General features: G+C 68.6%; 24 protein-coding genes and 1 pseudogene. 5 read left to right on the top strand and 20 right to left on the bottom strand.

Annotated elements, in window-relative coordinates:
- Nucleotides 1-6: 6 nt before the first annotated feature.
- From AC3A6B_RS24930 to AC3A6B_RS24880, 11 genes and pseudogenes are all read right to left on the bottom strand, one after another.
- Nucleotides 7-837 carry a phosphoenolpyruvate hydrolase family protein gene (locus AC3A6B_RS24930; RefSeq protein WP_487839328.1) on the bottom strand — a complete coding sequence of 277 codons (831 nt, stop codon included), beginning with the start codon at nucleotides 835-837 and terminating at the stop codon, nucleotides 7-9.
- A gap of 19 nt (nucleotides 838-856) precedes the next feature.
- Nucleotides 857-2,095 carry a Tm-1-like ATP-binding domain-containing protein gene (locus AC3A6B_RS24925; RefSeq protein ID WP_487839354.1) on the bottom strand — a complete coding sequence of 413 codons (1,239 nt, stop codon included), beginning with the start codon at nucleotides 2,093-2,095 and terminating at the stop codon, nucleotides 857-859.
- A 495-nt stretch (nucleotides 2,096-2,590) separates the two neighbouring features.
- Nucleotides 2,591-3,085: pseudogene (locus AC3A6B_RS24920) on the bottom strand (ABC transporter ATP-binding protein); the annotation flags it as partial.
- The gene (locus tag AC3A6B_RS24915) at nucleotides 3,085-3,873 is read right to left on the bottom strand and encodes an ABC transporter ATP-binding protein (RefSeq protein ID WP_487839327.1); all 789 of its coding nucleotides are present in this window, start codon (nucleotides 3,871-3,873) and stop codon (nucleotides 3,085-3,087) included. The pseudogene AC3A6B_RS24920 and the gene AC3A6B_RS24915, both read right to left, overlap by 1 nt.
- A gap of 13 nt (nucleotides 3,874-3,886) precedes the next feature.
- On the bottom strand, nucleotides 3,887-5,143 hold the full coding sequence (locus AC3A6B_RS24910; protein ID WP_487839326.1) for an ABC transporter substrate-binding protein: 1,257 nt from the start codon (nucleotides 5,141-5,143) through the stop codon (nucleotides 3,887-3,889).
- A complete protein-coding gene (locus tag AC3A6B_RS24905) occupies nucleotides 5,140-6,240 on the bottom strand; it encodes a branched-chain amino acid ABC transporter permease (protein ID WP_487839325.1) in 1,101 nt (366 codons plus the stop codon). Before AC3A6B_RS24905 ends, AC3A6B_RS24910 begins: the two co-directional genes overlap by 4 nt.
- A gap of 109 nt (nucleotides 6,241-6,349) precedes the next feature.
- On the bottom strand, nucleotides 6,350-7,297 hold the full coding sequence (locus tag AC3A6B_RS24900) for a branched-chain amino acid ABC transporter permease (protein ID WP_487839324.1): 948 nt from the start codon (nucleotides 7,295-7,297) through the stop codon (nucleotides 6,350-6,352).
- Nucleotides 7,294-8,577, bottom strand: coding sequence for a metal-dependent hydrolase family protein (locus AC3A6B_RS24895; protein WP_487839323.1), 1,284 nt, complete (start codon nucleotides 8,575-8,577; stop codon nucleotides 7,294-7,296). Before AC3A6B_RS24895 ends, AC3A6B_RS24900 begins: the two co-directional genes overlap by 4 nt.
- 10 nt (nucleotides 8,578-8,587) lie before the next feature.
- Nucleotides 8,588-9,877 carry a metal-dependent hydrolase family protein gene (locus AC3A6B_RS24890; RefSeq protein ID WP_487839322.1) on the bottom strand — a complete coding sequence of 430 codons (1,290 nt, stop codon included), beginning with the start codon at nucleotides 9,875-9,877 and terminating at the stop codon, nucleotides 8,588-8,590.
- 2 nt (nucleotides 9,878-9,879) lie between these two features.
- Nucleotides 9,880-10,677 carry an alpha/beta fold hydrolase gene (locus tag AC3A6B_RS24885; RefSeq protein WP_487839321.1) on the bottom strand — a complete coding sequence of 266 codons (798 nt, stop codon included), beginning with the start codon at nucleotides 10,675-10,677 and terminating at the stop codon, nucleotides 9,880-9,882.
- Complete coding sequence (locus tag AC3A6B_RS24880; protein WP_487839320.1) at nucleotides 10,678-11,544, bottom strand: fumarylacetoacetate hydrolase family protein; 867 nt, start codon at nucleotides 11,542-11,544, stop codon at nucleotides 10,678-10,680.
- 169 nt (nucleotides 11,545-11,713) lie between these two features.
- Between AC3A6B_RS24880 and AC3A6B_RS24875 the strand changes: the two genes are divergently transcribed.
- Nucleotides 11,714-12,415 carry a TetR/AcrR family transcriptional regulator gene (locus AC3A6B_RS24875; RefSeq protein ID WP_487839319.1) on the top strand — a complete coding sequence of 234 codons (702 nt, stop codon included), beginning with the start codon at nucleotides 11,714-11,716 and terminating at the stop codon, nucleotides 12,413-12,415.
- A gap of 35 nt (nucleotides 12,416-12,450) precedes the next feature.
- Nucleotides 12,451-13,350 (top strand): alpha/beta hydrolase, encoded by a 900-nt coding sequence (locus AC3A6B_RS24870; RefSeq protein ID WP_487839318.1) that lies wholly within the window; start codon nucleotides 12,451-12,453, stop codon nucleotides 13,348-13,350.
- Here the strand turns inward: AC3A6B_RS24870 and AC3A6B_RS24865 are convergent.
- From AC3A6B_RS24865 to AC3A6B_RS24850, 4 genes are all read right to left on the bottom strand, one after another.
- The gene (locus AC3A6B_RS24865) at nucleotides 13,313-14,824 is read right to left on the bottom strand and encodes a tripartite tricarboxylate transporter permease (RefSeq protein WP_487839317.1); all 1,512 of its coding nucleotides are present in this window, start codon (nucleotides 14,822-14,824) and stop codon (nucleotides 13,313-13,315) included. The two genes, AC3A6B_RS24870 and AC3A6B_RS24865, sit on opposite strands and share 38 nt — an antisense overlap.
- 12 nt (nucleotides 14,825-14,836) lie before the next feature.
- Entirely contained in the window at nucleotides 14,837-15,325 is a 489-nt protein-coding gene (locus AC3A6B_RS24860; protein ID WP_436294069.1) for a tripartite tricarboxylate transporter TctB family protein, read from the bottom strand.
- A 170-nt stretch (nucleotides 15,326-15,495) separates the two neighbouring features.
- On the bottom strand, nucleotides 15,496-15,906 hold the full coding sequence (rbp, locus tag AC3A6B_RS24855; protein WP_126836998.1) for an RNA-binding regulator: 411 nt from the start codon (nucleotides 15,904-15,906) through the stop codon (nucleotides 15,496-15,498).
- Nucleotides 15,907-16,090: 184 nt separating this feature from the next.
- On the bottom strand, nucleotides 16,091-16,306 hold the full coding sequence (locus tag AC3A6B_RS24850; protein WP_126836999.1) for a DUF3820 family protein: 216 nt from the start codon (nucleotides 16,304-16,306) through the stop codon (nucleotides 16,091-16,093).
- A 40-nt stretch (nucleotides 16,307-16,346) separates the two neighbouring features.
- On the opposite strand from AC3A6B_RS24850, the gene AC3A6B_RS24845 reads away from it, so the two are divergent.
- Nucleotides 16,347-17,591, top strand: a complete 1,245-nt coding sequence (locus tag AC3A6B_RS24845) for a DEAD/DEAH box helicase (protein ID WP_487839316.1) — start codon at nucleotides 16,347-16,349, stop codon at nucleotides 17,589-17,591.
- Here the strand turns inward: AC3A6B_RS24845 and AC3A6B_RS24840 are convergent.
- The 5 genes from AC3A6B_RS24840 to AC3A6B_RS24820 all read right to left on the bottom strand — a co-directional run bounded on the left by AC3A6B_RS24840 (nucleotide 17,586) and on the right by AC3A6B_RS24820 (nucleotide 22,410).
- On the bottom strand, nucleotides 17,586-18,746 hold the full coding sequence (locus AC3A6B_RS24840) for an acyl-CoA dehydrogenase family protein (RefSeq protein ID WP_487839315.1): 1,161 nt from the start codon (nucleotides 18,744-18,746) through the stop codon (nucleotides 17,586-17,588). The genes AC3A6B_RS24845 and AC3A6B_RS24840 overlap by 6 nt on opposite strands.
- Before the next feature lie 46 nt (nucleotides 18,747-18,792).
- The gene (locus AC3A6B_RS24835; RefSeq protein ID WP_487839314.1) at nucleotides 18,793-19,554 is read right to left on the bottom strand and encodes an MHYT domain-containing protein; all 762 of its coding nucleotides are present in this window, start codon (nucleotides 19,552-19,554) and stop codon (nucleotides 18,793-18,795) included.
- 167 nt (nucleotides 19,555-19,721) lie between these two features.
- A complete protein-coding gene (locus AC3A6B_RS24830) occupies nucleotides 19,722-20,549 on the bottom strand; it encodes an ABC transporter permease (protein ID WP_487839313.1) in 828 nt (275 codons plus the stop codon).
- Nucleotides 20,550-20,552: 3 nt separating this feature from the next.
- Nucleotides 20,553-21,488, bottom strand: coding sequence for an ATP-binding cassette domain-containing protein (locus AC3A6B_RS24825; protein WP_487839312.1), 936 nt, complete (start codon nucleotides 21,486-21,488; stop codon nucleotides 20,553-20,555).
- 37 nt (nucleotides 21,489-21,525) lie between these two features.
- The gene (locus AC3A6B_RS24820; protein ID WP_487839311.1) at nucleotides 21,526-22,410 is read right to left on the bottom strand and encodes a LysR family transcriptional regulator; all 885 of its coding nucleotides are present in this window, start codon (nucleotides 22,408-22,410) and stop codon (nucleotides 21,526-21,528) included.
- Nucleotides 22,411-22,519: 109 nt separating this feature from the next.
- On the opposite strand from AC3A6B_RS24820, the gene AC3A6B_RS24815 reads away from it, so the two are divergent.
- Both AC3A6B_RS24815 and AC3A6B_RS24810 read left to right on the top strand, forming a co-directional pair.
- Nucleotides 22,520-23,161, top strand: a complete 642-nt coding sequence (locus AC3A6B_RS24815; RefSeq protein WP_487839310.1) for a glutathione S-transferase family protein — start codon at nucleotides 22,520-22,522, stop codon at nucleotides 23,159-23,161.
- Nucleotides 23,158-24,120 carry a flavin-nucleotide-binding protein gene (locus tag AC3A6B_RS24810; RefSeq protein ID WP_487839309.1) on the top strand — a complete coding sequence of 321 codons (963 nt, stop codon included), beginning with the start codon at nucleotides 23,158-23,160 and terminating at the stop codon, nucleotides 24,118-24,120. Before AC3A6B_RS24815 ends, AC3A6B_RS24810 begins: the two co-directional genes overlap by 4 nt.
- Nucleotides 24,121-24,122: the final 2 nt, after the last annotated feature.

Raw genomic sequence — 24,122 nt, 5'->3', positions numbered from 1 at the left:
CTCCTGTTATCTCGTGATCTGAACGAAGCGCCGCGTCGTTTCGGTGAGCGCCGTCTCGACCGGCAGGCGCTCCATCGAACTCGCGCCATAGAAGCCGTGGCAAGCGGGGCACTGGGACAGCACGTGCTGTGCATCCTCGGGCGTTGCGATCGGGCCGCCATGGCACAGCACGATCGCTTCGGGGTTCACCGCGTGCACCGCCGCGGCCCAGAGGTTGATGCGCTCCACGCAGTCGTCCAGCGTGAGTGCCGTTTCCGCGCCGATCGACCCGCCGGTGGTGAGCCCCAGATGGCACACGACGATGTCCGCGCCGGCCGCGGCCATCGCGCGCGCGTCGACCTCGCTGAACACGTAGGGCGTGGTCAGCAGATCGAGTGCGCGGGCGCGTTGGATCATCTCGACCTCGAGCGCGTAGCCCATGCCGGTCTCTTCGAGATTCGCGCGGAAGGTGCCGTCGATCAGCCCGACGGTCGGGAAGTTCTGCACGCCCGAGAAGCCGAGGCCGATCAGCCGTTGCAGGAATTCCTCCGGGATCATGAACGGATCGGTGCCGTTGACGCCCGCCAGCACCGGCGTGTTCTTCACCACCGGCAGCACCTCGCGGGCCATCTCGCAGACGATCTCGTTCGCGTTGCCGTAGGCCAGCAGGCCTGCGAGCGAGCCGCGTCCCGCCATGCGGTAGCGGCCCGAGTTGTAGATCACGATCAGGTCGATGCCGCCGGCCTCCTCGCACTTGGCCGACAGACCGGTGCCGGCGCCGCCGCCGATGATCGGCCGGCCGGCGGCGATCTTGGCGCGGAAGCGTTCGAGCAGTGTGGTTCTGGCGATGCGGGGCATGGTCGGGTCGTGTGTGAGATCAGGCGCGCCGTGCGCCGGCCGTAGGTCTGGACACCTCGTGCCATGCGCTGACCAGCGCCTCGGCAAAGGCCTCGTCGTTGATGTGCAGGGGCAGCCGCTGCAGCTTGCGTTCGGCGCCGCTTCGGAATCCCTTCTCGATGGCGTCGAACAATGCTCGATCGGCCTCGGGGTCGTGGAAAGGCTGACCGGGCCGGTCGATCGCGGAGACGCCGCTTTCGGGAATCAGGAAGCGCACCGGCCCGCGCATCGCGTTGAGCTTGGCGGCGATGAACTCGCCGATCGCGCGGCATTCCTCGGCCGTGGTCCGCATCAGCGTCACGGTCGGGTTGTGGCGGTACAGCTTGCGTGCGCGGAAGCGCTCGGGCACCGCGTCCCAGGCGCCGAAGTTCACCATGTCGAGTGCTCCGCAGGAGCCGACATAGGGCAGCGCGTGGCGCGCGAAAGCGTCCATGCGCGTGGGGCCGGCCGAGAGCACGCCGCCTGCGATCTCGTCCGCGATCTCGGTCGTCGAGACGTCGATCACGCCGGCGAGCAGGCCCGAGTCGGCGAGCTTCTCCATCGACTGGCCGCCGACGCCGGTGGCATGGAACACGAGGCAGTCGTAGCTGTCCTCCAGGCGCTTGGCGACCGCCTGCACGCAGGGCGTCGTCACGCCGAACATCGTGAGCCCGATCGCCGGCTTGCTGACGGCCGACCGGACCGGCGGGTGGGCGATCATGCCGGCCAGCGCGTTCGCGGCGTTGGCGAGCACGCATTCGCTGATGCGATGGATGCCCTGCACGTCGGTGACCGAGTACATCATGCAGATGTCGCTCGGGCCCACGTAGGGCCGCGTGTCGCCGCTGGCCATGGTCGAGACCATCATCTTCGGCACGCCGATCGGCAGCGCGCGCATGCCCTGCGTGGCCATCGAGGTGTTGCCGGAGCCGCCGGCGGAGATGATGCCGCCGAGGTCGCGCCGCGTCTGTACGAAGGCCTCGAAGGCGAGCGCCATCGCGGCCGTCGCGCTGCCGCGGTCGTTGCTGAAGACGGCCGATTCGCCCTGCGGGTGATGGCGCGCGACCTCGCGCGGAGGCACGCTGGCCGGCGAGGTCCGGCCGGAGGTCGAGAGATCGACCGTGACCACGCGCAGGCCCGCGCGCTCCAGGCATTGGCGCAGGAACAGCAACTCGCGGCCCTTGGTGTCGAAGGTGCCGGCGACGTAGGCCGCGCGAACGCTGCTGGCGGCTACGGGCAGGTCGAAGACCCGCGGCGATGCGGCCGCAGGCGGCGCAGGCGGTGCCGGCGCGACGTCCGATGCAGCGGCGGCCCGCGCGATGTCGACCACCGGCGCGGCCGTGCCCCCGGCATTCCAGCGCGTGAAGCCGCGCACCCGGCTCGGCGCGAGATCGTCGAGCGAAGGCGCGCCCTCGCCATGCGCGCGGCGCACCGTGAACACCTGCGTGGGTGCGGGCTGCTCGATGCGGGCGGCCTCGGCTTCTTCATCGTGGCCGTTCGAGCGCACGCCGAGCAGGCGCTCCTGCAGCTCGCGATCGCCGGCGAGCTGTGCGGTGGGCATCTGCTGCGCGATGCGGCCGTTGACCATCACGCCGATGCGGTCGGCCACCGAGATCGCCACGCCGAGGTTCTGCTCGATCAGGAGCACCGCGATCTTGCCCTCCGTCGCCAGGTCGCGCAGCGCCTGCGCCACCTGCTCGACGATCACCGGCGCCAGGCCCTCGGTGGGCTCGTCCATCACCAGCAGCTTGGGGTCCAGCAGCAGCGCGCGCCCGATCGCGAGCATCTGCTGCTCGCCGCCGGAGAGCTGCGCGCCGCCATGGTCGCGCCGTTCCGCGAGGCGCGGGAACATGGTGTAGATGCGGTCGACCTCGCGCCGCCGCACGGCGACCAGGCGCAGCGTCTCGTCGACCGAGAGCGAGGGCCACACGCGGCGTCCCTGCGGCACGTAGGCGATGCCGCGCTTCGTGATCTCGTTCGGCGCCAGCCCGAGGATCTCCTCGCCCGCGAGCCGGATGCTGCCGCGTGCCGGCACGAGGCCGGTGAGCGCGTTGCACAGCGTGGTCTTGCCCATGCCGTTGCGCCCGACGATGCCGAGCACGCCGCGTTCGAGCGTCAGGCTCACGCCCTGCAGCGCATGGGCGCGGCCATAGAAGACGTCGAGGCCGTCGATCGCGAGCACCGGCGCGCCGCTCGTCGTGCCGTCGCGGTTGGGCCGGAACCAGGCCATCAGTGCCGGCTCCCCATGTAGATCGCCTGCACCTGCGCGTCGTTCTCGATCTCCTGCGGGCTGCCGGTGCGAAGCTCGCGCCCGTTGTGCATCACGGTGACCCGGTCGACCACGCGCAAGGCGATGTCGAGGTCGTGCTCGATCAGGACGAAGCTCATGTGCGCAGGCAGCGAGCGCAGCAGCGCGACGAGTTCGCGGCGTTCGGCCGGCGACAGGCCGGCGGCCGGCTCGTCGAACAGGATGAGGCGCGGCGCGCCGGCCAGCGCCATGCCGATCTCCAACTGGCGCTGCTGGCCGTGGGCCAGGTTGGCGACCCGTTCCTCGGCGATGTGGGCCAGGCGCGAGCGTTCGAGCAGGTCCTCGGTCGCAAGCATCGACGCGTCGCTCGCGCGCGGCCGCCAGCAGCTGAAGCGGCCGTTGGCGACGCCGCGCACCGCGAGGAACAGGTTGTCGCGCACCGTCAGCTCGCGAAACAGCAGCGAGGACTGGTAGGTGCGCCGCAAGCCCTTGCGGATGCGCTCGTAGGGCGGCAGCTCGGTGATGTCCTCGCCGAAAAAATGGATCCGCCCCGCAGTGGGCGGGAAGTCGCCGGTGATGGCATTGAAGAGCGTGGTCTTGCCGGCGCCATTGGAGCCGAGCACCGCGTACTTCTGCCCCGCGGCGACCGCGAGCGACACGTCGTCCACCGCCCGCAGCGCGCCGAAGGTGCGCGTAACGCCGGCCAACACCAGCGCGTCGCTGGACGCGAGCGGTGCGGGCGGCCTGGCGATGGACGTGACGGAAGCCACCGGCGCCTTTCGCTCAGGGGCAGGCCGGCACGTCGCGCGAGCCGATCTGGAACTCTTCCTTCTTCATGCCCAGCAACTGCTCGACGTTGTCGACCTTGCTGTGCACCTTGTTGAAGAGATTGCCTTTCGAGTCCTTCACGACTTCGGTGACGAAGGTGGTGCCGATGGCCTGGCGGTTGGCGTCGAGCTTGACGTCGCCGTTCGGCGTCTTCAGCGTCATCTTCGACAGCGTTTCGCGGAACTTGGCCTGGTTGTTGGACAGGTCGCCCTTGACCGCGTCCAACCCGTCCAGTGCCGCCTTCATGTTGACGTAGTAGACGTAGGCGAACAGGCTCGGGCTCGGGTAGCCGCCGGCCGAGACGGGATAGTTCTTCTGGTAGTCGGCGACGAAGGCCTTCCAGTCCGCGCCGTCGTAGGCGTCGGCCAGCGGTCCGGCCGACAGCGTGCCGATCAGCGAGTCGCGGCGCTTGCCCTTGTAGTTCAGGATGTCCTGGCTGACGGTGATCGAGCCGCCGAGGATCGGCTTGTCGCCGCCCGCGTTCTCGTACTGGGTCAGGAAGTTGACCGCATCGGCGCCGCCGAGAACCACCAGCAGCGCGTCGACGTCCTTCGGGATCTTCGCGATCACCGACGAGTAGTCCTTGCCGCCCAGCGGCACCCAGGCCTTCTCGGGCACCTTGCCGCCGGCCTTGCAGTACTCGGCCATGAAGCCCTGCACCTGGGAGTAGGGGAAGGCGTAGTCCTCGGCGATCACCATCGTGCGCTTGTAGCCCTTAGCCAGCGCCGCCTTGCCGAGGCCCATCATCCACTGCGCGCCCTCGGTGTTGAAGCGGAAGAAGTTCGGGCTCGGGTTGACCAGCGTGGTCGCCTGCGCGCCGGAGGCGCCGTTGATGAAGGTCACCTGCGGCTGGGTCTTGGAATAGTCCTTGACCGCGATGCCTTCGCCGCCCGACAGCGGGCCGACCATGATGTCGACCTTGTCCTGCTCCACCAGCTTGCGCGTGGCGTTGACCGCGACGTCGGGCTTGGCGTCGGAACTGGCCTTGATGAGCTCGATCTTGCGGCCGGCCACCGTGCCGCCGCGCTGCTTGACCGCCAGCTCAGCGCCGCGCATGCCGTCCGCGCCGCCGGCCGCGAACGGCCCCTCGAGCGTGGCCAGGAGGCCGATCTTCACCGGCTGGCCCTGCTGCGCCCACGCGCCGCCGGCCAGCGCCGCCGCGGCGGCCGCACCCAACATCGAACGAACCCAGAGTCGCTTGTTCAAGTTCACGGTTGTCTCCTTTGGTTGGAAGTCAAGCCTGGCCTCGGGCCGAAGCGCGCGCGCAGCATCGCCCACAGTCCGAGCAGGCCGTCGGGGGAAAAAAGCACGATGGCGAGGAACACGCCGCCGATCACGAGGTTGAAGCGCTCGCGGTCGATCAGGTCGATGGCGAAGGTCTGCAGGAGCACGAAGACCAGCGCGCCGAGGAAGGCGCCGATCGGGTGCCGCATGCCGCCGAGCACCGCGATCACCAGGATGTTGATCAGCCAGGAGGTGCCGACCGATCCCGGTGAGATCAGCGCGTTGTACCAGGCCAGCAGGACGCCGCCGACCGCTGCGATCGCGCCGGCCAGCGCATAGGCGGCCACGCGGTGCGCGACGACGTGGAAGCCGAGCGCGCGCATGCGCCGCGGGTTGTCGCGGATGCCTTGCAGGGCGATGCCGAAGGGCGTGCGCACCACCCAGCGCACGAGCAGGTAGCCGCCGAGCGACCAGGCCAGCGCGAGGAAGTAGAAGGGCAGCGGGTCGCGCCAGGCGATGCCGAGAACGGTCGGCGCCTTCAGTTCGCGCAGGCCCTGGAAGCCGTTGAAGAGGCTGTAGTTCTGCAGCACCAGGTAGTAGAAGGCGACGCCGATCGCCAGCGTGATCATGATGGTGTAGATGCCCTCGGTGCGTACCGACAGCCAGCCGATCAGGGTGGCCGCGATGGTCGCGATGAGGAGCGCGAAGGGCACCGCGGCCCACCAAGGCCAGCCGAGGCTGATGTCGGCGCTGCTGCTGGTGCCGAGCACCGCGAGCGCGTAGCCGGCGATGCCGGCCACCGTCATCTGCGCCAGCGACACCATGCCGCCGTAGCCGGCGAGGAAGGTGAGGGACAGCGCGATCAGCCCGAGCACCAGCGCCTGCGCGGCAACCTGGAAGGTGAGGAAGGGCGAGGCGACGAAGGGGAGCAGCACCAGGGCGGCGAGCACGATGACGTGGTGCGGGCCGACATAGGCGCGCAGCGAATCGATCCACCGCGGTGGGGGCTGTGAAGGCGCAGTTCGGTGAGGTGCGACAGGGACGGTACGCAGCGCTGTCGCCGTCGCGCCACCGCGCACATTCATCGCCCTTCGCCACCGCGCGGCGCTCACGATGCGGGCCCCTCGTCGCAGGAGTACCTGCGCCGGTCCCCCGAGGGGACATTCGCTTGCTTGGGGCGGCCCGGCGCGGCGCTCATGAGGCCCTCCCCATGATCCCGCGTGGCCGGAAGGCAAGCACGAGGATCAGGATGCCGAAGGTGAAGACCACGCTGTAGGTCGGCGCGTAGGCGAGGCCGTAGGTTTCCGCGAGTCCGAGGATCACCGCGCCGATGGCGGCGCCGACCACGCTGCCCATGCCGCCGACGATCACCACGATCAGCGAGGCGAGCAGCAGCCGGATGTCCTCGCCCGGCACCATCGACAGCTCGACCGCGCCGATCACGCCGCCGAAGCCGGCCAGCCCGGCGCCGAGCATGAAGGTGATCGCGAACACGCGGTTCACGTTGACGCCGGCGGCGGCGAGCATGGCGCGGTCGTCGACGCCGGCGCGGATCATCGCGCCGACCCGCGTGCGGTTGAGCAGCCACCACAGCCCGAAGCCGATCAGCAGCCCGAAGCCGAGCAGGCTGAGCCGGTAGGCGGAATACGCGCGGATCAGGGGGATGTCGCGGATCGGCCCCTGCAGCCAGGCCGGCGCTTCGAGCTGGTGCACCTGGCCGGTGAAGATCCAGAGCAGCACGTCGGCGATCACGATCGACAGGCCGATCGTCACCAGCGTCTGGCGCAGCTCCTCGCCCTGCATGTGGCGCAGGATCAGCCACTGGATCAGGAGCCCGGCGATCGCCGCCGCGGCGAAGCCGGCCGCCACCGCGAGAATCCACCACCCGGTGTGATTGGCGACCACGTAGCCCACATAGCCGCCCAGCAGGTACAGCGAGCCGTGCGCGAGGTTGACGTTGCGCATCAGCCCGAAGACCAGCGTGAAGCCGCTGGCGACGATGAAGTAGAGCGAGGCGAGCGTGACGCCGTTGAGTAGCGTGACGAGGTAGAGGCGCGCGTTGTCGACGAGCGCCCAGAGCGAGAACGCGAGGATCGGGCCGCCCACCAGCAGCCAGAGCAGCCATCGATTCCTGCGGCTCATGCAGCCCGCTCCCATGCCCGCTGCGACGCGATCTCCGGCGCCTTGGCGAACTCGCCGTCCTTCATCACCGCGAGGATGCGTTTCGGGTCGCGCAGGATGGCGAGGTTGGCTAGCGGGTCGCCGTCGACCAGCAGCAGGTCGGCCAGGTAGCCGTCCTGGATGGCGCCGAGCTCGTGGCCGCGCATCATGATCTGGCCGCCGTAGACGGTGGCCGAGCGGATCGCCTCGGCCGGCGTGAAGCCCAGGTACCTGACGAAGAACTCCAGGTCGCGCGCGTTCTGGCAGTGCGGCGTGAAGGCGAAGCCGTAGTCGCCGCCGGGCAGCACGCGCACCCCGCGCCGATGCATGGCCTTGAGCGATTCGAGCGCCGCGTCCCATTCGATCTGGTAGCCCATCGCAACCGCCTTGTCGTGCGTGATGCCGTAGGGCTCGGCCTCGTGCAGCATCGCGTAGAGGATCGCGATGCCCGGCGCGACGAAGACGCGATCCTTCGCGGCCTCGAGCATGTCGAGCGTCTCCTCGTCGGTGAAGCTCGCGTGGTAGATCACGTCGATGCCGTGGCGCAGCGCCTGCTTGACCGATTCCGCCGAGCGTGCGTGCGCGGTGCCGCGCTTGCCGCGCACGCGCACCTCGCGCATGGCCGCTTCCACTTCTTCGTCGCTCATCCAGGTGGTTTCGGCCGGCGAGTCGGGCGTGAAGTTGTCGCCCGAGAGATTGAGCTTGATCGAGTCGACGCCGTACTTGAGGAACATGCGCACCACCTTGCGCATCTCGTCGGCCGAGTTCACGTTCACGCCGAAGCTGAACTCGGGGAAGGGCAGGTGCGGCAAGGTCTCGTCGCCCAGGCCGCCGGGCACCGTGATCTCTTGGCTCGCGGCCAGGTAGCGCGGCCCGGGAATCTGGCCGGCGTTGATGGCGTTGCGGATCACCACGTCCAGCCGCGGCTTGGCGCAGGCCGCGCCGACGCAGGAGGTGAAGCCGGCCTCCAGATAGCGCTTCGCGACCTTGGCGCACCACAGCACGTGTTCCTCCAGCGGCATGCGCTGGATTGCGGAAAGCGTGGCCGCGTCGTTCCACGAGAAGTGCGTGTGGGCCTCGCACATCCCGGGCATCAGCGTGGCGCCGGCGCCGTCGACCACCATGGCGCCGCCGGGCGCGATCGGCGCCGTGCTGCGGCCGACCTGGCGGATGCGGTTGCCGCGCACCAGCACGCTGCCGGTGTACGGGTTCTGGCCCGTGCCGTCGAGGATGCGGACGTTGGTGAAGACAACATCGGCCATCGTGCATCTCCTAGGCTGCCCAGCGCGTCGGCTGGGCGCGCCGCACCGGCGGCGCGCGGTGGAACTCGCCGTCCTTCATCACGGCCAGGATGCGGCTCTTGTCCTGCAGCACCGTGATGTCGGCGAGCGGGTCGCCGTCGATCAGCAGAAGGTCGGCGAGATAGCCTTCGCGGACGTAGCCGAGCACCTTGCCCATGCGCATCATCGGGCCGCCCCAGGCGGTGGCCGACAGGAGCGCCTCCATCGTGCTCATGCCGACGTACTTGACGAAGTACTCCAGATCCTTGGCATTGGTGCCGTGCGGCGTCCACGCGAAGCCGTAGTCGCCACCGGGCAGGATGCGGATGCCGCGCCTGCGCATCGCGCGCATGCTCTCGACCGCGGCCTCGAGCTCGCGGTGGTAGCCCATCTTGCGCGTCACCTCGGGCGTCAGGCCCCATTCGCTCGCGTGATGGCAGGTGTTGATGAGCCAGGCCAGCCCCGGCGCGATGAAGTGCTCGAACTTGTGCTCTTCCAGCATGTCGAGCGCTTCCTCGTCGGTGAAGCTGGCGTGGTAGATCACCTCGATGCCCTGCTTCACGCACTGCTTGATCGACCAGGTGGAGCGCGCATGCGCCGCCACGCGCTTGCCCCAGGCCTTTGCTTCCTGCACGCAGACAGCGATCTCTTCTTCGGTGAACTGGCTCATCTCGCTGGACATGCCGGTGATCGACTCGCCCGAGAGATTGATCTTCAGCGAGTCGACGCCGTACTTGGCGAACATGCGCACGCAGCGCCGCATCTCTTCGGCGCCGCTGACGACCGCGCCGAAGGCGAACTCGGGTTGCGGCAGGTGCGGCTGCGTGGTGTCGCCGAGGCCGCCGGGCACGGTGATCTCCTGGCTGGCGGCCAGGTAGCGCGGGCCGACGATGGTGCCGTCGGCGATCGCATTGCGGATCACCACGTCGAGCCGCGGCTTGGCCGCCGCGGCGCCGACGCAGCTGGTCCAGCCCATGTCGAGGTAGCGCTTCGCGACTTCGGCGCACCACAGGATGTGCTCTTCGGGCGGCATGCGCTGGATGGCGTCGAGGCTGGGCTGGTCGTTCCACGAGAAATGCGTGTGCGCCTCCACCATGCCCGGCATCAGGAAGGCGCCGGCGCCGTCGATCAGCTGCGCGCCCGTCACCGGCGCGGAGCGGGCGCCGTAGCCGGTCGGCACGACGCGTGCGATGCGGTTGCCCTGCACCAGCACGTCGCCGGTGAAGGGGGCCTCGCCGCCGCCGTCGAAGATGCGCACGTTGGTGAACATCACATCGGCCATGCCTATGTCCTCGCTTGGGTTGCCAGGAATTCGCGCAGCTCGCGCTGGCATTCGTCGGGTCGCTCGACCGGCGTCCAGTGGCCGCAGCGCGGCAGCACCACCACGCGCTTGCTGGCCGCGCGGTGCAGCTTGTCGGCCATGGCGCGCACCGCCTGCGGCGGCGCCACGCCGTCCTCGTCGCCGGTCACCAGCAGCACGGGCGCTTCGATGCGCTCCACGGCCGCGGCCTGCGCGCCGGCGAGCGCCTCGCAGCTGCGCGCGTAGGCCTCGCCGTCCTGCCGCATCAGGCTTTCGCGCACGAAGGCGACAGCCACCGGCAGGCGCGCTCGCGTGTCCGCGGAGATCGCCGCCTGCAGCAGCGATTGGGTGATCTCTTGCATGCCGGCTGCGCCCTCGCGCGCCTTCGCCGCGCGCGCCTGCATGGCCGCACGCGCTGCATCGGGCGGCGCGATCAGCGGCCCGAACAGCGCGACGCTCGCAGCCAGCTTCGGATGCGCGGCGGCAATGTGCTGGCAGACGATGGTGCCCATCGAATGGCCGATCCAATGCGCCCGCGCAATCTTCAGGCGCTCGCAGACGGCGAGCAGCGCTTCGACATAGCGCTCGATCGAGAGCGCGCCCTCGGCCCGCTGCGAGCGTCCGCTGCCCGGCAGGTCGACGCGGATCACGCGATGCCGTGCCAGCGCCGGCATCAGCGGCGTGAAGCTGTTCGAGCTGCCGCCCAGGCCGTGCACGCAGACGACGGCGGGGCCCTCGCCTTCTTCTTCCACCGCGATGCGGTCGATCAACTGGAAGGTCATCTATTCGAACCTGTTCTCGATCACGCCCACGCCGTCGATCTCGATGCGCATCAGGTCGCCGGACTTCAGCCACTGCGGCGGCGTCTGGCCCATGCCGACGCCGGCCGGCGTGCCGGTCGCGATCACGTCGCCCGCATGCAGCGTGATGCCGCGCGAGCAGGTCTCGATCAGCGTCGGGATGTCGAAGATCATGTCCTTCGTCAGGCCGTCCTGGCGCAGCGCGCCGTTGACCCAGCCGCGCACGCGCGTCGCGCGGCCGTCGAGCTCGTCGGCGCTCACGATCCACGGCCCCATCGGGCAGAAGCCGTCGAAGCTCTTGCCCAGCTCCCATTGCTGGTGGCGCATCTGCACATCGCGCGCGGTCACGTCGTTGACGATCGTGTAGCCGAACACATGGTCCATCGCCCGCGAGCGCGGGATGTCGCGCCCGCCGCGGCCGATGACCACGGCCAGCTCCGATTCGTAGTCGATCTGCACCGAGGTGGCGGGCGAGGGCAGGCGCACCACGTCGTGCGGCCCGACCACGCATTCCCCCAGCTTGCCGAAGACGATCGGCCACGGATCTTTCTCGGGCATGGACTCGCGGAACACGGTGCTCGCGAGCTCGGTGGCGTGCGCACGGTAGTTGCGGCCGATGCAGAACAGGCTGCGCAGCGGGCGCGGCAGCGGCGCGCGCAGCGTGAGGACCTCGACCGGCAGCCGCGCGCCGGAAGGCTGCGGCAGCGGCTCGTGGCGCGCGAGCGCCTGGATCAGGGGCAGGGCGCCCAGCGATGCGTCGCGCACGGCCAGCGGCGTGGCCTCACGCCCGTCCGGCGAGATCGTGCCCACGTGATCGCGTCCGCCCCAACTCCAGCTGGCCAAGCGCATCGCAGTTGTCTCCGTCTTGTCCCGGGTTCCTGCCGGCGGCGCCGGTGCCTCGAGATCTGGGATTTGCCGTCTATGAGACTTGCGTCTCAAATCGGGACCGGTGCATCATACGTGCCGACCAGAGACCTCCACAAGCGAAGCAAAGCCCTTCGGAACCCGTACAAACCCCATGGCGACACTCAAGCACAAGCTGAGCGAACCCCCGCTGCCGCCCGAGCGCGGCGTCAAGGCGGCGACCTTCAAGCTTCTGCTCGACACCGCGATGGACATCATTCGCCAGAGCGGCCATATCCCTTCGGTCGCCGAGGCTGCGGCGCGCTCGAAGGTGTCGCGCGCCACCGCGTACCGCTACTTTCCGAGCCGCAGCGCACTGGTCACGGCGGTGATCGACAGCTCGCTCGGGCCGGTGCGCAAGCTCGCCTCCGACAACCCGAGCGGCCGCGAGCGGGTGCACGAACTCTTCGTGCAGACCTTTCCGCGCTTCAAGGAGTTCGAGGCGCAGCTGCGCGCGGCCGCGCAGCTGTCGCTGGAGCAGTGGGCGCTCGAGCGCGCCGGGCTGCTGGAGGAGGAGCCCTATCGCCGCGGCCACCGCGTGCGCATCCTCCAGCATGCGATCGAGCCGCTGGCGCCGCAGTTGCGCCCGGCCGTGCGCGACCGGCTGCACCACGCGCTGTCGGTCGTCTACGGCATCGAACCCTATGTGATCCTGAAGGACATCTGGGGCCTGCGCGATCGCGAGGTCGAGCGCACGGCGCTGTGGATGGCCGATGCACTGATCGATGCGGCGCTGCGCGAATCGGAGCAGAAACCCGCGTCGCGCAGGCCGCGGCCGAATGGCGCTCGCGTGCCTGCCGCGGCGAAGCGGCGCTGAACGCGGTCGAAGTTCCGCCAAAATTGGACCTGCGCATGACCGAAGCCGCCGTCCCCGCGCCATCGCCCGCCTGGTTCGACGCGCAGTACAACAACCGCGCGCGCATCCCGGAGCATCCGGCGATCCTCGCGCACTGGGCCGAGGCTTCGGCGCGGGCCTATGAACGGCCGGGCTGGGTGTGCGATCTCGCGTACGGCGACGACGCGAGCGAGCGGCTCGACATCCTCTCGGCGACGCATCCCGGTGCGCCGGTGCTGGTCTACATCCACGGCGGCTACTGGCGCGCGCTGGACAAGCGCGACCAGAGCTTTGTCGCGCCGCCTTTCGCCGATGCGGGTTCGATGGTGGTGCTGCTCGACTATGCGCTGTGCCCGGCAGTGACCGTGGAGCGCATCGTGCTGCAACTGGTCGGAGCCCTGGCATGGGTGCATCGGCATGCGGCGTCGCATGGGGGCGATCCGCGGCGCATCGTGGTGGCCGGCCATTCCGCTGGCGGCCACCTGGCGACGATGCTGCTGGCCTGCGACTGGAGGGCCGTCTCGCCAGACTTGCCGGCGGACCTCGTGAAGTCGGCGCTGTCCATCTCGGGCATCTACGAGCTCGAGCCGCTGCGGCATGCGCCCTTCCTGGCGGCGGATCTCGGCCTGACAGCCGCGTCGGCGTTGCGGCTCAGCCCCGCCTTCATGCCGGCGCCGCAGCGCGGATCGCTGGCGACGGTGGTCGGCGGCAACGAAAGTGAGGAGTTCCTGCGGCAGGCCGACCTGATCGCGCAGGCCTGGGGAGCGCGCGTTGTCGCCGCGGAACGCATTGCAAAGCGCAACCACATGGACGTGCTCAACGAGCTTGCCGACCCGCGTTCGACCACGTACCGGCTGGCCTTGCAACTGCTGGGGCTGCTCAGTCCTCCACGAACGCCTCTTCCCGCTTCGCCTTGATCGAAGGCAGGAGCACGATGCCCAGCAGCGCCAGCGCTGCCGCCAGCAGCCCGGCCGACAACGGCCGCGAGACGAACACGCTCCAGGTTCCGCGCGACAGCAGCAGCGCGCGACGCAGGTTCTCTTCCATCATCGGCCCAAGGATGAAGCCCAGCAGCAGCGGCGCCGGCTCGGTCTTCAGCTTGAGGAAGAGGTAGCCGATGAAGCCGAAGATCGCGACCATCCAGACGTCGAAGGTGTTGTTGTTGGTCGAATACACGCCGATCGCGCAGAACAGAACGATGGCCGGGAACAGGAACTTGTAGGGCACGGTCAGGAGCTTGATCCACATCCCGATCAGCGGCAGGTTCAGGATGATGAGCATCGCGTTGCCGATCCACATCGAGGCGATCAGGCCCCAGAACAGCTCGGGGTTGCTGGTCATGACCTGCGGGCCGGGCTGGATGTTGTGGATGGTCATCGCGCCGACCATCAGCGCCATCACGGCATTGGGCGGGATGCCGAGCGTCAGCAGCGGGATGAACGAAGTCTGCGCGCCGGCATTGTTGGCCGATTCGGGCGACGCGACGCCGCGGATGTTGCCCTTGCCGAAGGCGATCTCGCCGGGGCGCATCTTGATCTTCTTCTCGAGCGCATAGGCCGCGAAGGCCGCCAGCAGCGCGCCGCCGCCCGGCAGGATGCCCAGCGCCGAGCCCAGCGTGGTGCCCCGCAGCACCGCGGGCGCCATGTTCTTGAAGTCTTCTCTGGTCGGCCACAGGCCCTTGACCTTGGAGGTGAACACTTCGCGCTCGTCGTCGGGCTGCGAGAGGTTGCCGATGATCTCGCCATAGCCGAACACGCCCATGGCGATCACCACGAAGCCGATGCCGTCGGTGAGCTCGGGGATGTCGAAGCTGTAGCGCGCCACGCCCGAATTGACGTCGGTGCCGACGATGCCGAGCAGGAGGCCCAGCACGATCATCGCGACCGCCTTGAGCAGCGAGCCCGAGGCCAGCACCACGGCGCCGATCAGGCCCAGCACCATCAGCGAGAAGTACTCGGCCGGGCCGAACTTGAAGGCCAGCTCGGTCAAGGGCGGCGCGAAGGCCGCGAGGATCAGCGTGCCGACGCAACCAGCGAAGAAGGAGCCCAGGCCCGCGGCCGCCAGCGCCGGGCCCGCACGGCCCTGCCGCGCCATCTGGTAGCCGTCGATGCAGGTCACGACCGAGGACGATTCGCCCGGCAGGTTGACCAGGATCGCGGTGGTCGAGCCGCCGTACTGCGCGCCGTAGTAGATGCCGGCCAGCATGATCAGCGCCGACACCGGCGGCAGCGCGTAGGTGGCGGGCAGCAGCATCGCGATGGTGGCGACCGGGCCGATGCCGGGCAAGACGCCGATCAGCGTGCCCAGGATGCAACCCACCAGGCAGTACAGCAAGTTGGTGAAGGTGAAGGCGACGCCGAAGCCGGTCGCGAGGTTGTGAATCAGGTCCATGGTGCGCCGTCCTCAGCCCGAAATGAACGTGGGCCAGACCTGGATCTGCAGCTTGAGCGCCCAGATGAAGGCCACATAGCTGCCGGCCGCCAGGATGGTCGAGAGAATCAGCACGTCGCGCAGCTTGAAATGCGCGCCGGCCAGGCTGGAGATGATGGTCAGCGCGTAGATCGCGAGGATCATTCCCATCGCCGGCAGCCCGATGCTGGGCAGGCCGCCCAAGAGCACGCCGAAGGCGAGGTTGGCGCCGAGCACGAAGGCGAGCGGCTTCCAGGCCCACTTGCCGATCTTGTCGCCGTCGTTGGTCTCGACCACCAGAGCCTGGAACATGATCGCGGCACCCAGGATCGCCAGCAGGATTCCCAGCATGAGGGGGAAGTAGCCGGGCCCCATGCGGGCCCCGTCGCCGATGTTGTAGGTGGTGGCGCCGATGGCGAAGGCCCCGCCCACTGCGGTGAACATGACTCCAGAATAGAAGTCAGCCTGACTCTTGATGCGCATTGTCTCGACCCTCGTTGATGTGCACCCGAGGGTCGTCGCCCGTGCCTGACCGCTTGCTGACGCGCACTGTACGGACTTCCACGTACCAGCCAGGCCTCTGTTGACGCCGCAACGAAAAAAGGCTCCCGAAGGAGCCTTTTCATCGACGCTGTGAAGCGTGAACTGTGTGCTTAGTAGCCGCCGCGACCGCCGCCGCCGCCGCCGTAGCCGCCACCGCCGCTGCGATTGCCGCCACCGCCGCCGCCGCCGTAACCGCCGCCGCCGCCACCACCGTAGCCGCCACCGCCGCCGCTGCGGCCACCGCCGCCGCCGAAGCCGCCGGGCGAACGGGGCTCCATCGGACGGGCTTCATTAACGGTCAGGCTGCGGCCTTCGAGGGATTGGCCGTTCAGGCCTTCGATAGCTGCGAGTGCTTCTGCATCGCTGCTCATTTCGACAAAGCCGAAGCCCTTGGAGCGACCGCTGTCGCGTTCCATCATGACCTTGGCACTGGCGACCGAACCGTACTGGCCGAAAGCCTGTTCGAGTGTGTCGTCGCGCACGGAGTAGGCGAGGTTGCCCACGTAAAGTTTCTTGCCCATGGAGGGACTCCTATTCAAACCAACAAAACAAAGCGATGGAGTCCCTGTATCACAACAAACTAAAGCAGCGCTGTGGCGCGAAACTGACCGATCACCGAATCACGTCTGCGGCACGAAAACGGCCGAGACGCTTGGGTATTGTCGTTCACTATTAGGAATTTGTCAGAAATGCTTTTTGTAAGGGTTAACGCGGCCTTCGCAGCGGATCCAGCAGGCCCTTCAACCCGTTGTGGTCGATCTCATGCATCAGCGCCAGCAGGCGGCCGATTTCGCCCTTGGGAAAGCCCTCTCGCGCGAACCACTGGAGGTAGTTGCCGGGCAGGTCGGCGATCACGCAGCCCTTGTGCTTGCCGAAGGGCATTTCCAACCTGACCAGGCGTTCGAGGTCATCGGGTGACATGCTGGCTATGCTCCTTCACTCGTCTTCAACTTCCTCATTCATGCCATTCAGCTCTCTGGGCCTCGATCCTGCCATGGCGCGCGCCGCGGCCGACAAGGGTTATGCCATGCCCACCGCGATCCAGGCCGCGGCCATTGCGCCGATCTTGCAGGGCCGCGACATCCTGGGCGCGGCCCAGACCGGTTCCGGCAAGACGGCCGCCTTCTCGCTGCCGCTGCTGCAGCGGCTGGCGGGCGAGCGCCCGGACGCGCCGCGCCGGCTGCGGGCGCTGATCCTGGTGCCGACGCGCGAGCTCGCGGCGCAGGTCGGCGAGTCGATGCGCGGCCTGGCACGGCATCTGCCCGCGCCGATCAAGATCGCCGTCGCGTTCGGCGGTGTCTCCATCAATCCCCAGATGATGGCGCTGCGCGGCGGCGCCGACGTCATGGTCGCCACGCCGGGCCGGCTGCTGGACCTGGTCGACCATCGCGCGCTCAGGCTGTCCTCGGTGTCCATGCTGGTGCTCGACGAGGCCGACCGGCTGTTCGATCTCGGCTTTGCCGAGGAGCTCGGGCGCATCCTCGCGCTCTTGCCGGCGCAGCGCCAGAACCTGCTGTTCTCGGCCACTTTCCCGGCCGCGGTGCGCTCGCTGGCCGAGGGCCTGCTGCGCGAGCCGGTGCGCATCGAGGTGCAGGCCGAAGCGGCCGAAGTGCCCGCCATCCTGCAGCGCGCGATCGAGGTCGATGCCGGGCGGCGCACCCAGCTGCTGCGCCACCTGGTCCAGCACGAGGGCTGGGCGCGGGTGCTGGTCTTCGTCGCCACCAAGCATGCGGCGGAGATCGTGGCCGACAAGCTGCGCAAGGCCGGCATCGATGCCGAGCCTTTCCACGGCGTGCTGAGCCAGGGCAAGCGCACGCAGGTGCTGGCCGACTTCAAGGCGTCCAGGGTGAAGGTGGTCGTCGCCACCGACCTCGCCGCGCGCGGCATCGACGTGGTGCAGCTGCCGGCGGTGGTGAACTACGACCTGCCGCGCTCGGCCGTCGACTACCTGCACCGCATCGGCCGCACGGGCCGCGCGGGCGAGAGCGGCGTGGCACTGAGCTTCGTGAGCGCGCACAGCGAGGCGCATTTCCGGCTGATCGAGAAGCGCCAGGGCCTGAACGTGCCGCGCGAGCGGGTGGCGGGCTTCGAGCCAGTCGAGACCCAGGCGCCCCCTAGAGCGCTGGACAGCACCGGCGGCATCAAGGGCAAGCGCCCGAGCAAGAAGGACAAGCTGAGGGCGGCCAAGGCATCCTCTTCTTCATGACTGCGGCGGCCGCTTCGCGATCCCCATGGTCTTGGCCAGGATGCCCAGCATCACCTCGTCGGCGCCGCCGCCGATCGAGCCCAGCCGGCCGTCGCGGTACAGGCGCGACACCCGGTTCTCCCAGGTGAAGCCCATGCCGCCCCAGAACTGCAGGCAGGTGTCGGCAACCTCGCGCGTGAGGCGCCCGCACTTGAGCTTGGCCATCGAGGCCAGCGCGGTCACGTCTTCGCCCTGCACGTGGAGATCGCAGGCGCGGTAGGTCAGCGCGCGCAGCGCTTCCACCTCGGTCTGGAGCTCGGCCAGCTTGAACTGCACCCACTGCTGGTCGGCCAAGGTGCCGCCGAAGAGCTTGCGCTGCTGCGCCCACTCGATGGTGTCGGCGATGCAGGTTTCCATCGGCTCGAGCGAGCTGGCTGCGCACCACAGGCGCTCCTCCTGGAATTGCTGCATCTGGTAGACGAAGCCCTGGCCTTCCTCGCCGATGCGGTTGTGCTGCGGCACGCGCACGTTGTCGAAGTAGATGAGGCCGGTGTCGCTCGAGTGCATGCCGATCTTCCTGATCTTCTTCGCCTTCTCGATGCCGGGGCTGTCCATCGGCACGATGACCAATGACTTGTTGCGGTGCGGCGGCCCCTCGCCGGTGTTGACCAGCATGCACATCCAGTCGGCCTGCAGGCTGTTGGTGATCCACATCTTCTGACCGGTGATCAGGTAGTCGCCTCCGTCCTTGCGCGCATGGCTCTTGAGCCCGGCCACGTCGCTGCCGGCGCCGGGTTCGCTGACGCCGATGCAGCCCACCGTCTCGCCGGCGATCGCGGGTGCCAGGAACTCGCGCCGCAAGGCGTCGCTGCCGAAGCGCGCGAGCGCTGGTGTGCACATGTCGGTCTGCACGCCGATGGCCATCGGCACGCCGCCGCAGCTCACATGGCCGAGCGCTTCGGCCAGCGCCATCGCGTAGGAGTAGTCGAGCCCGGCGCCGCCGTATTCCTCGGGCTTGTTGAGCCCCAGCAGGCCCAGCGCGCCGAGCTTTTTGAACACCTCGTGCGCGGGGAAGCTCTCCGCCGCTTCCCACGCGTCGACGTGCGGGTTGATCTCCTCGTCGATGAAGCGCCGGAGCGTCTTCTGGATCTCGAGGTGCTCGTGGGTGTACTGCATGCCCCACTCTAGGCGCGCCGCGCGGCGCGCCGCTTGCGCAAACTGGCTAAGCGTGCGCCGTGCCCCGCGGCGAGTTGTCGATCGCGCGGCCCGTCACCACCCAGAGGATGAAGATCAGCACGATGCCCGCGATGCCGAACACGCCCAGCCCGATGTTGCTGCCACCGACGGCAAAGGCGCTGGGGGCCGTGGGCGCGATGCAGACCATGCTGGCCGCCGTCATGCCAACGTAGTGCATCGAGCAGACGGCCACGCCCATCACGGCGGCGGCCACCACCTGGTGCGTCAGCTCGGTCAGGTTGAAGGCCAGCCACAGCGCGGAGGCGGCGGCGATGACGGCGATGGCGAACGAGCCCGCCACGATGTTCCAGTCGAGGCTCATCGCCGCGCGCATGCTCATCGCGAACATGCCCATGTAGTGCATGACGCAGACGCCCACTGCCGCCAGCAGGCTGCCGGCGATCCAGCCCTTGGCGTTGAAGCGCTTGCCGCCCGCCAGGTACAGGGCGATGCCGGAGATGACGATCGCCGCCACCAGCGAGATGACGGTCAGCGGCACGTTGTAGGCAATGGGAATGGGCAGCCGGTACGCCACCATGCCGATGAAATGCATCGACCAGATGCCGATGCCGCCCAGGGCCACGGCGCCGGAGGCCAGCATGGCGAAGTCCACCGTGCCGTCGGCGCGGACCATCTTTCTCGCGCACAGCAGCGCGAGCAGGGAGCCGAAGAACGAAATCACGTAGGAGAGCACCACCGTCCCGAGCGCATATTTCGGGGTCAGCAATTGGCCGATGAGGGGGTCCATGACTTTCCTTTCAAGAAACCAAGAAAAGCCGGCCTACGTGGAAGACCGACGCGGCGCCCGAGGGGCCGGCCCAGTCTGTAACAACTGTTTCTGTAAGTAAATTAAGCGCTTGTTACTCAGATTGATACCTGCGTGTGACTTATTTCCGCTTTTTGCGGGGGAACAAGTCAGGCCCTGAAGCGCTTGCGGGTCAATGCCAGCGCGACCCAGAACGACACGACGGTGTAGACCGCCAGCACCGCCGCATGCCGCCACCAATCCGCCGGCCATTGATCCATGAACAGCGGCCTCACCAGCGCCACCGCGCTGGCGAGCGGCAGCCAGCCAGCCACTGCGCGCACCGCCCCCGGCAACTGCTCCAGCGGAAAGAACACGCCCGAGAGAAACATCATCGGCGTCATGAACAGCGTGAAGTAGTAGGTGAAGAAGTCGTAGCCCTTGGCGAGCGCATTGAAGATCAGCGCGATGCACGAGAAGGTGACGCCCACGCCCGCCAGCACGAACCAGGCGACGACGAGCTTGGGGCTGTGGCTGATTCCGAGCCCCAGCATCACGAACAGGATCGCGGTGGTGGTGAAGATGGCCTTGAAGCCGGCCCACAGCATCTCGGCCAGCACCACGTCGTCGAGCCCGACCGGGGCATTCATGATGCCGTCCCAGGTCTTCTGCACATGCATGCGCGAGAAGGCCGAATACAGCGCCTCGAAGGAAGCCGCGTTCATCGAGCTCATGCAGATCGAGCCGCTGGCGAGGAACAGGATGTAAGGCACGCTGCTGCCGTTCACTTCGACCTGGCCGACCAGCGCGCCCATGCCGTAGCCGAAGGCCACCAGCCAGATCAGCGGCTCGGCGATGTTGCCTATCAGGCTGGGGATCGCGAGCTTGCGCCAGACCAGCAGGTTGCGCAGGAACACGGGCCACCAGCGCATCGAGAGCGCCGGCGGGCTCCACACCGAGGGCGTCTGCGGCACAGAGGCGTCGATCAAGGTACTCATGGGTCAACCGTCCTCGCGAATCTGGCGGCCGGTCAGTTTGAGGAACAGATCCTCCAGGTTGGCAGGCCGATGAAAGGTACGCAAGCCGCTGTGGCCCGCCAAGGCAGCCAGCAGGCCGCGCGCATCCTGCGTGTAGAAGAAGACCGTTTCGCCGCTGACCTCGACGCGGGCCGCGAACTGCGCGAGCGGCGATTGTGCGAGCCCGAGCGCGCCGTTGCCGTACACCTCGACCACGTCGGGCTCCAGGTGCTCGGCGATCAGGTCGCGCGGCCGCCCTTCGGCGATCTTGCGGCCATGGTCGAGCACCAGCAGGCGCGAGCACAGGCGCTCCGCCTCGTCCATGAAATGCGTGGTGAGCAGGATCGACTTGCCCTGCTGCAGCAGCAGCTGCAACCGCTCCCACATCAGGTGCCGCGCCTGCGGATCGAGGCCGGTGGTGGGCTCGTCGAGCATCAGCAGCTTCGGGTCGTTGACCAGCGCGCGCGCCAGCGACAGGCGCCGCCGCATGCCGCCCGACAGCTCGCCGGGACGCGCATCGGCCTTGTGCGAGAGTGCCGCGAACTCGAGCAGCTGCGGAATGCGCGGTGCGATCTGCGCGCGGCGCATGCCGAAGTAGCGCGCGTAGACCATCAGGTTCTCGGCGCAGCTGAAGTCGGGGTCGAGCGTATCGAACTGGCTCACCACGCCGAGCTGCGCCTTGATGGCACGCGCATCGCGTGGCATCGAGAGCCCGCCGAGCGCATCGATCGTGCCGCCGTCGGGCGTGGTGAGCCCCAGGCACATGCGGATGGTGGTGGTCTTGCCGGCGCCGTTGGGGCCGATCACGCCGAGGCATTCGCCGCGCGCGATCTCGAAGGACAGGTCGTCGACCACGGTGGTCGCGCCGTAGCGCTTGTGCAGGTGGCTGGCGTGGAAAAGAGGGGAAGCGAGGCTGGGCACCGAGGCATTGTGGCGCAAGCGGGCGGCGCGCCTCGCCTCAGAGATGCAGCCCGTCGAACTCCTTCTTCATCCAGTCGATGAAGGCGCGCGTGCGTGCCGGCAGCAGCCGCGCGTGGGGATAGATCACGCTCACCGGCCGCGGCTCCAGCTCGAACTCCTCGAGCACGATCGCAAGCCGCCCCTGCGCCACGAAGGGCTGCACCTGGTAGGAGAAGAACATGCCGAAGCCCATGCCCGCGGCACAGGCTTCCACTGCCGGGGCGATGTGGTTGAACTCGAGGTTGCCCTTGGCCGCGACCGCGAAGCTGCGGCCGGCCTCTCGAAAGTGCACGGGCGCGCTCGGATGAATGCGCACGCAGTTGGCCTTCAGCAGCTCGCGCGGATGCCGCGGGGTGCCGTGCTGCCGCAGATAGGCCGGGCTGGCGACCACCACGCGCCGGATGCTGCCGAGCTGCTGCGCGACCAGCGAGGAGTCTTCCAGCGGGCTGATGCGGATGCCGACATCGATGCCTTCCTCCAGCAGGTTCACCGTGCGGTCGTGCAGGAGCACGCTGCATCGCATTTTGTCGTAGCGCTGGAGAAAGCGAACGATCGCCGGCGCCACGTACATGTGGCCGAAGAGCACGGGTGCAGTGACCGTGAGCTGCCCCGCGGGCTCCGCCGCATCGACCGTGAGCGCGCGGTCGGCGGCATCGGCGGCGGCCAGCACCTCGCGGGCGCTGTCGAGATAGCGGCGGCCTTCCTCGGTCAGCGAGATGCGCCGCGTCGTGCGGTGGAACAGGCGCACGCCGAGGTGCGCTTCGAGTGCGGCCAGCGAGCGCACCACCGCGGGCAGCGAGCTGTCCAGCGCATCGGCGGCCTTGGTCAGGCTGCCCTGGTCGGCGATCTGCACGAAGGTCTGCATGGCTTTGAGGCGGTCCATGAGCCGATTAGACCGGAAATCGCAGCAGTGAAATACGGAGCAGGCCATTACTCCGAAGCGCGTATCAAAGAAGAATCGGCTTCATCCACCCACCAGCCAGGACAAAGCCATGCCCACCAGTCCCGCCCGCTCCATTACGGTCTACAGCTCGTCGATCTCCGGTCACTCACACCGCGTGCGTCTGTTTCTCGGACTGCTCGGGCTGCCTTTCGAAGTCGTCGAAGTCGATCTCGCAGCGCGCGCGCACCGCAGCCCCGAGTTCCTGCGCCGCAACGCCTTCGGCCAGGTGCCGGTGATCGAGGACGGCGAGGTCACGCTGGCCGATTCGAACGCGATCCTGCTCTACCTCAACGAGCGCTATGCGCCCGATCCGGCGCGCTGGCTGCCGCGCGACCCGCTCGGCGCGGCGCGCGTGCAGCGCTGGCTCTCGGTCGCGGCCGGCCCGCTGGCGCAAGGCCCTTCGATGGCGCGCGTGATCGTGCTGTTCGGGCTGGCCACAGATCCGTCCGACGTGATCGCGCGTTCCCACAACCTGCTGAAAGTGATGGAGAAGGAGCTTGGCGAACGGCCTTTTCTCGCAGGCGACACGTCCACGCTCGCCGACATCGCCAACTACAGCTACGTCGCGCACGTGCCCGAAGGCAACGTGTCGCTGGAGCCCTACCCGAAGGTGCGCGACTGGCTGGCGCGCATCGAGGCGCTGCCGGGCTTCGTGCCGATGGCGGCATCACGCATCGGACTGAGAGCATGAGCACCGCCGCCGCCACTTGGCACGAGGGCGAGCGCGCGCTGCAATCGCGCGCCGGCATCGGCGAGCGCATGGCCGAGATCGGACCGCGGGTGGTCCGCAGCTACATGCCCGATCAGCATCGCAGCTTCTTCGCGCAGCTGCCCTTCCTGATCGCGGGCAGCCTCGATGCCGACCGCCGTCCCTGGGCCAGCGTGCTGGCGGCGCCGCCGGGCTTTGCGCATTCGCCCGACCCGACGCACTTGCGCATCGACGCGCTGCCGCTCGCCGGCGATCCGCTGGGCGCCGCGCTCGGACCCGGCGCGCCGATCGGGCTGCTCGGCATCGTGCCCCATACGCGCCGGCGCAATCGCATGAACGGCGTGGTCGAGGCGGTCGACGCGCGGGGCTTCTCGGTCGCGGTGGGCCAGAGCTTCGGCAACTGCCCCAAGTACATCCAGGCGCGCGAGCCCCTGTTCGTCGGCGGCGCGCAGGATGCGCGTGCCGGGCCGCGTACCGATCGGCTCGATGCCAAGGCGCGGCGCATGGTGCGCTCGGCCGACACCTTCTTCATCGCCACCGCGCATCCTTCGGCCGGCGATGCTGGCTCGCCGAGCCAGGGCGTCGATGTCTCGCACCGCGGCGGCCGGCCCGGCTTCGTGCAGTTGAGCGGCGATGGCACGCTCACCGTGCCGGACTTCCTTGGCAACACCTTCTTCAACACGCTGGGCAACATCGCGATCAATCCGGTCGCCGGCCTGCTGTTCATCGATTTCGAAACAGGCGACCTGCTGCAGCTCTTCGTGCGGGCCGAGGTGGTCTGGGACGGGCCGGAGGTCGATGCCTTCGCGGGCGCCGAGCGCCTGCTGCGCATGCAGGTGGTGGCCGCGCAGCATGCGCCGGCCGCGCTGCCGCTGCGCTTCGGGCCTGCGGCCCTGTCGCCGCACCTCGATGGGACGGGACGCTGGCCGGCGGATGCATGAAG

The organism is Variovorax sp. Soil_C_33, from assembly GCF_057656935.1.
The sequence above is the reverse complement of the archived record's forward strand: the minus strand, read 5'-3'. Positions and strand labels throughout refer to the sequence as shown.

Bases quoted from the DNA above. Each gene is read 5' to 3' on its own strand.
- AC3A6B_RS24820 (WP_487839311.1), bottom strand. From the start codon at position 22,410: ATGGACCGCCTCAAAGCCATGCAGACCTTCGTGCAGATCGCCGACCAG.
- AC3A6B_RS24885 (WP_487839321.1), bottom strand. From the start codon at position 10,677: ATGACCTTCCAGTTGATCGACCGCATCGCGGTGGAAGAAGAAGGCGAG.
- AC3A6B_RS24905 (WP_487839325.1), bottom strand. From the start codon at position 6,240: ATGAATGTGCGCGGTGGCGCGACGGCGACAGCGCTGCGTACCGTCCCT.
- rbp (WP_126836998.1), bottom strand. From the start codon at position 15,906: ATGGGCAAGAAACTTTACGTGGGCAACCTCGCCTACTCCGTGCGCGAC.
- AC3A6B_RS24850 (WP_126836999.1), bottom strand. From the start codon at position 16,306: ATGTCACCCGATGACCTCGAACGCCTGGTCAGGTTGGAAATGCCCTTC.
- AC3A6B_RS24870 (WP_487839318.1), top strand. From the start codon at position 12,451: ATGACCGAAGCCGCCGTCCCCGCGCCATCGCCCGCCTGGTTCGACGCG.
- AC3A6B_RS24810 (WP_487839309.1), top strand. From the start codon at position 23,158: ATGAGCACCGCCGCCGCCACTTGGCACGAGGGCGAGCGCGCGCTGCAA.
- AC3A6B_RS24895 (WP_487839323.1), bottom strand. From the start codon at position 8,577: ATGGCCGATGTTGTCTTCACCAACGTCCGCATCCTCGACGGCACGGGC.
- AC3A6B_RS24860 (WP_436294069.1), bottom strand. From the start codon at position 15,325: ATGCGCATCAAGAGTCAGGCTGACTTCTATTCTGGAGTCATGTTCACC.
- AC3A6B_RS24845 (WP_487839316.1), top strand. From the start codon at position 16,347: ATGCCATTCAGCTCTCTGGGCCTCGATCCTGCCATGGCGCGCGCCGCG.
- AC3A6B_RS24900 (WP_487839324.1), bottom strand. From the start codon at position 7,297: ATGAGCCGCAGGAATCGATGGCTGCTCTGGCTGCTGGTGGGCGGCCCG.
- AC3A6B_RS24840 (WP_487839315.1), bottom strand. From the start codon at position 18,746: ATGCAGTACACCCACGAGCACCTCGAGATCCAGAAGACGCTCCGGCGC.
- AC3A6B_RS24890 (WP_487839322.1), bottom strand. From the start codon at position 9,877: ATGGCCGATGTGATGTTCACCAACGTGCGCATCTTCGACGGCGGCGGC.
- AC3A6B_RS24815 (WP_487839310.1), top strand. From the start codon at position 22,520: ATGCCCACCAGTCCCGCCCGCTCCATTACGGTCTACAGCTCGTCGATC.
- AC3A6B_RS24875 (WP_487839319.1), top strand. From the start codon at position 11,714: ATGGCGACACTCAAGCACAAGCTGAGCGAACCCCCGCTGCCGCCCGAG.
- AC3A6B_RS24930 (WP_487839328.1), bottom strand. From the start codon at position 837: ATGCCCCGCATCGCCAGAACCACACTGCTCGAACGCTTCCGCGCCAAG.
- AC3A6B_RS24835 (WP_487839314.1), bottom strand. From the start codon at position 19,554: ATGGACCCCCTCATCGGCCAATTGCTGACCCCGAAATATGCGCTCGGG.
- AC3A6B_RS24830 (WP_487839313.1), bottom strand. From the start codon at position 20,549: ATGAGTACCTTGATCGACGCCTCTGTGCCGCAGACGCCCTCGGTGTGG.
- AC3A6B_RS24880 (WP_487839320.1), bottom strand. From the start codon at position 11,544: ATGCGCTTGGCCAGCTGGAGTTGGGGCGGACGCGATCACGTGGGCACG.
- AC3A6B_RS24865 (WP_487839317.1), bottom strand. From the start codon at position 14,824: ATGGACCTGATTCACAACCTCGCGACCGGCTTCGGCGTCGCCTTCACC.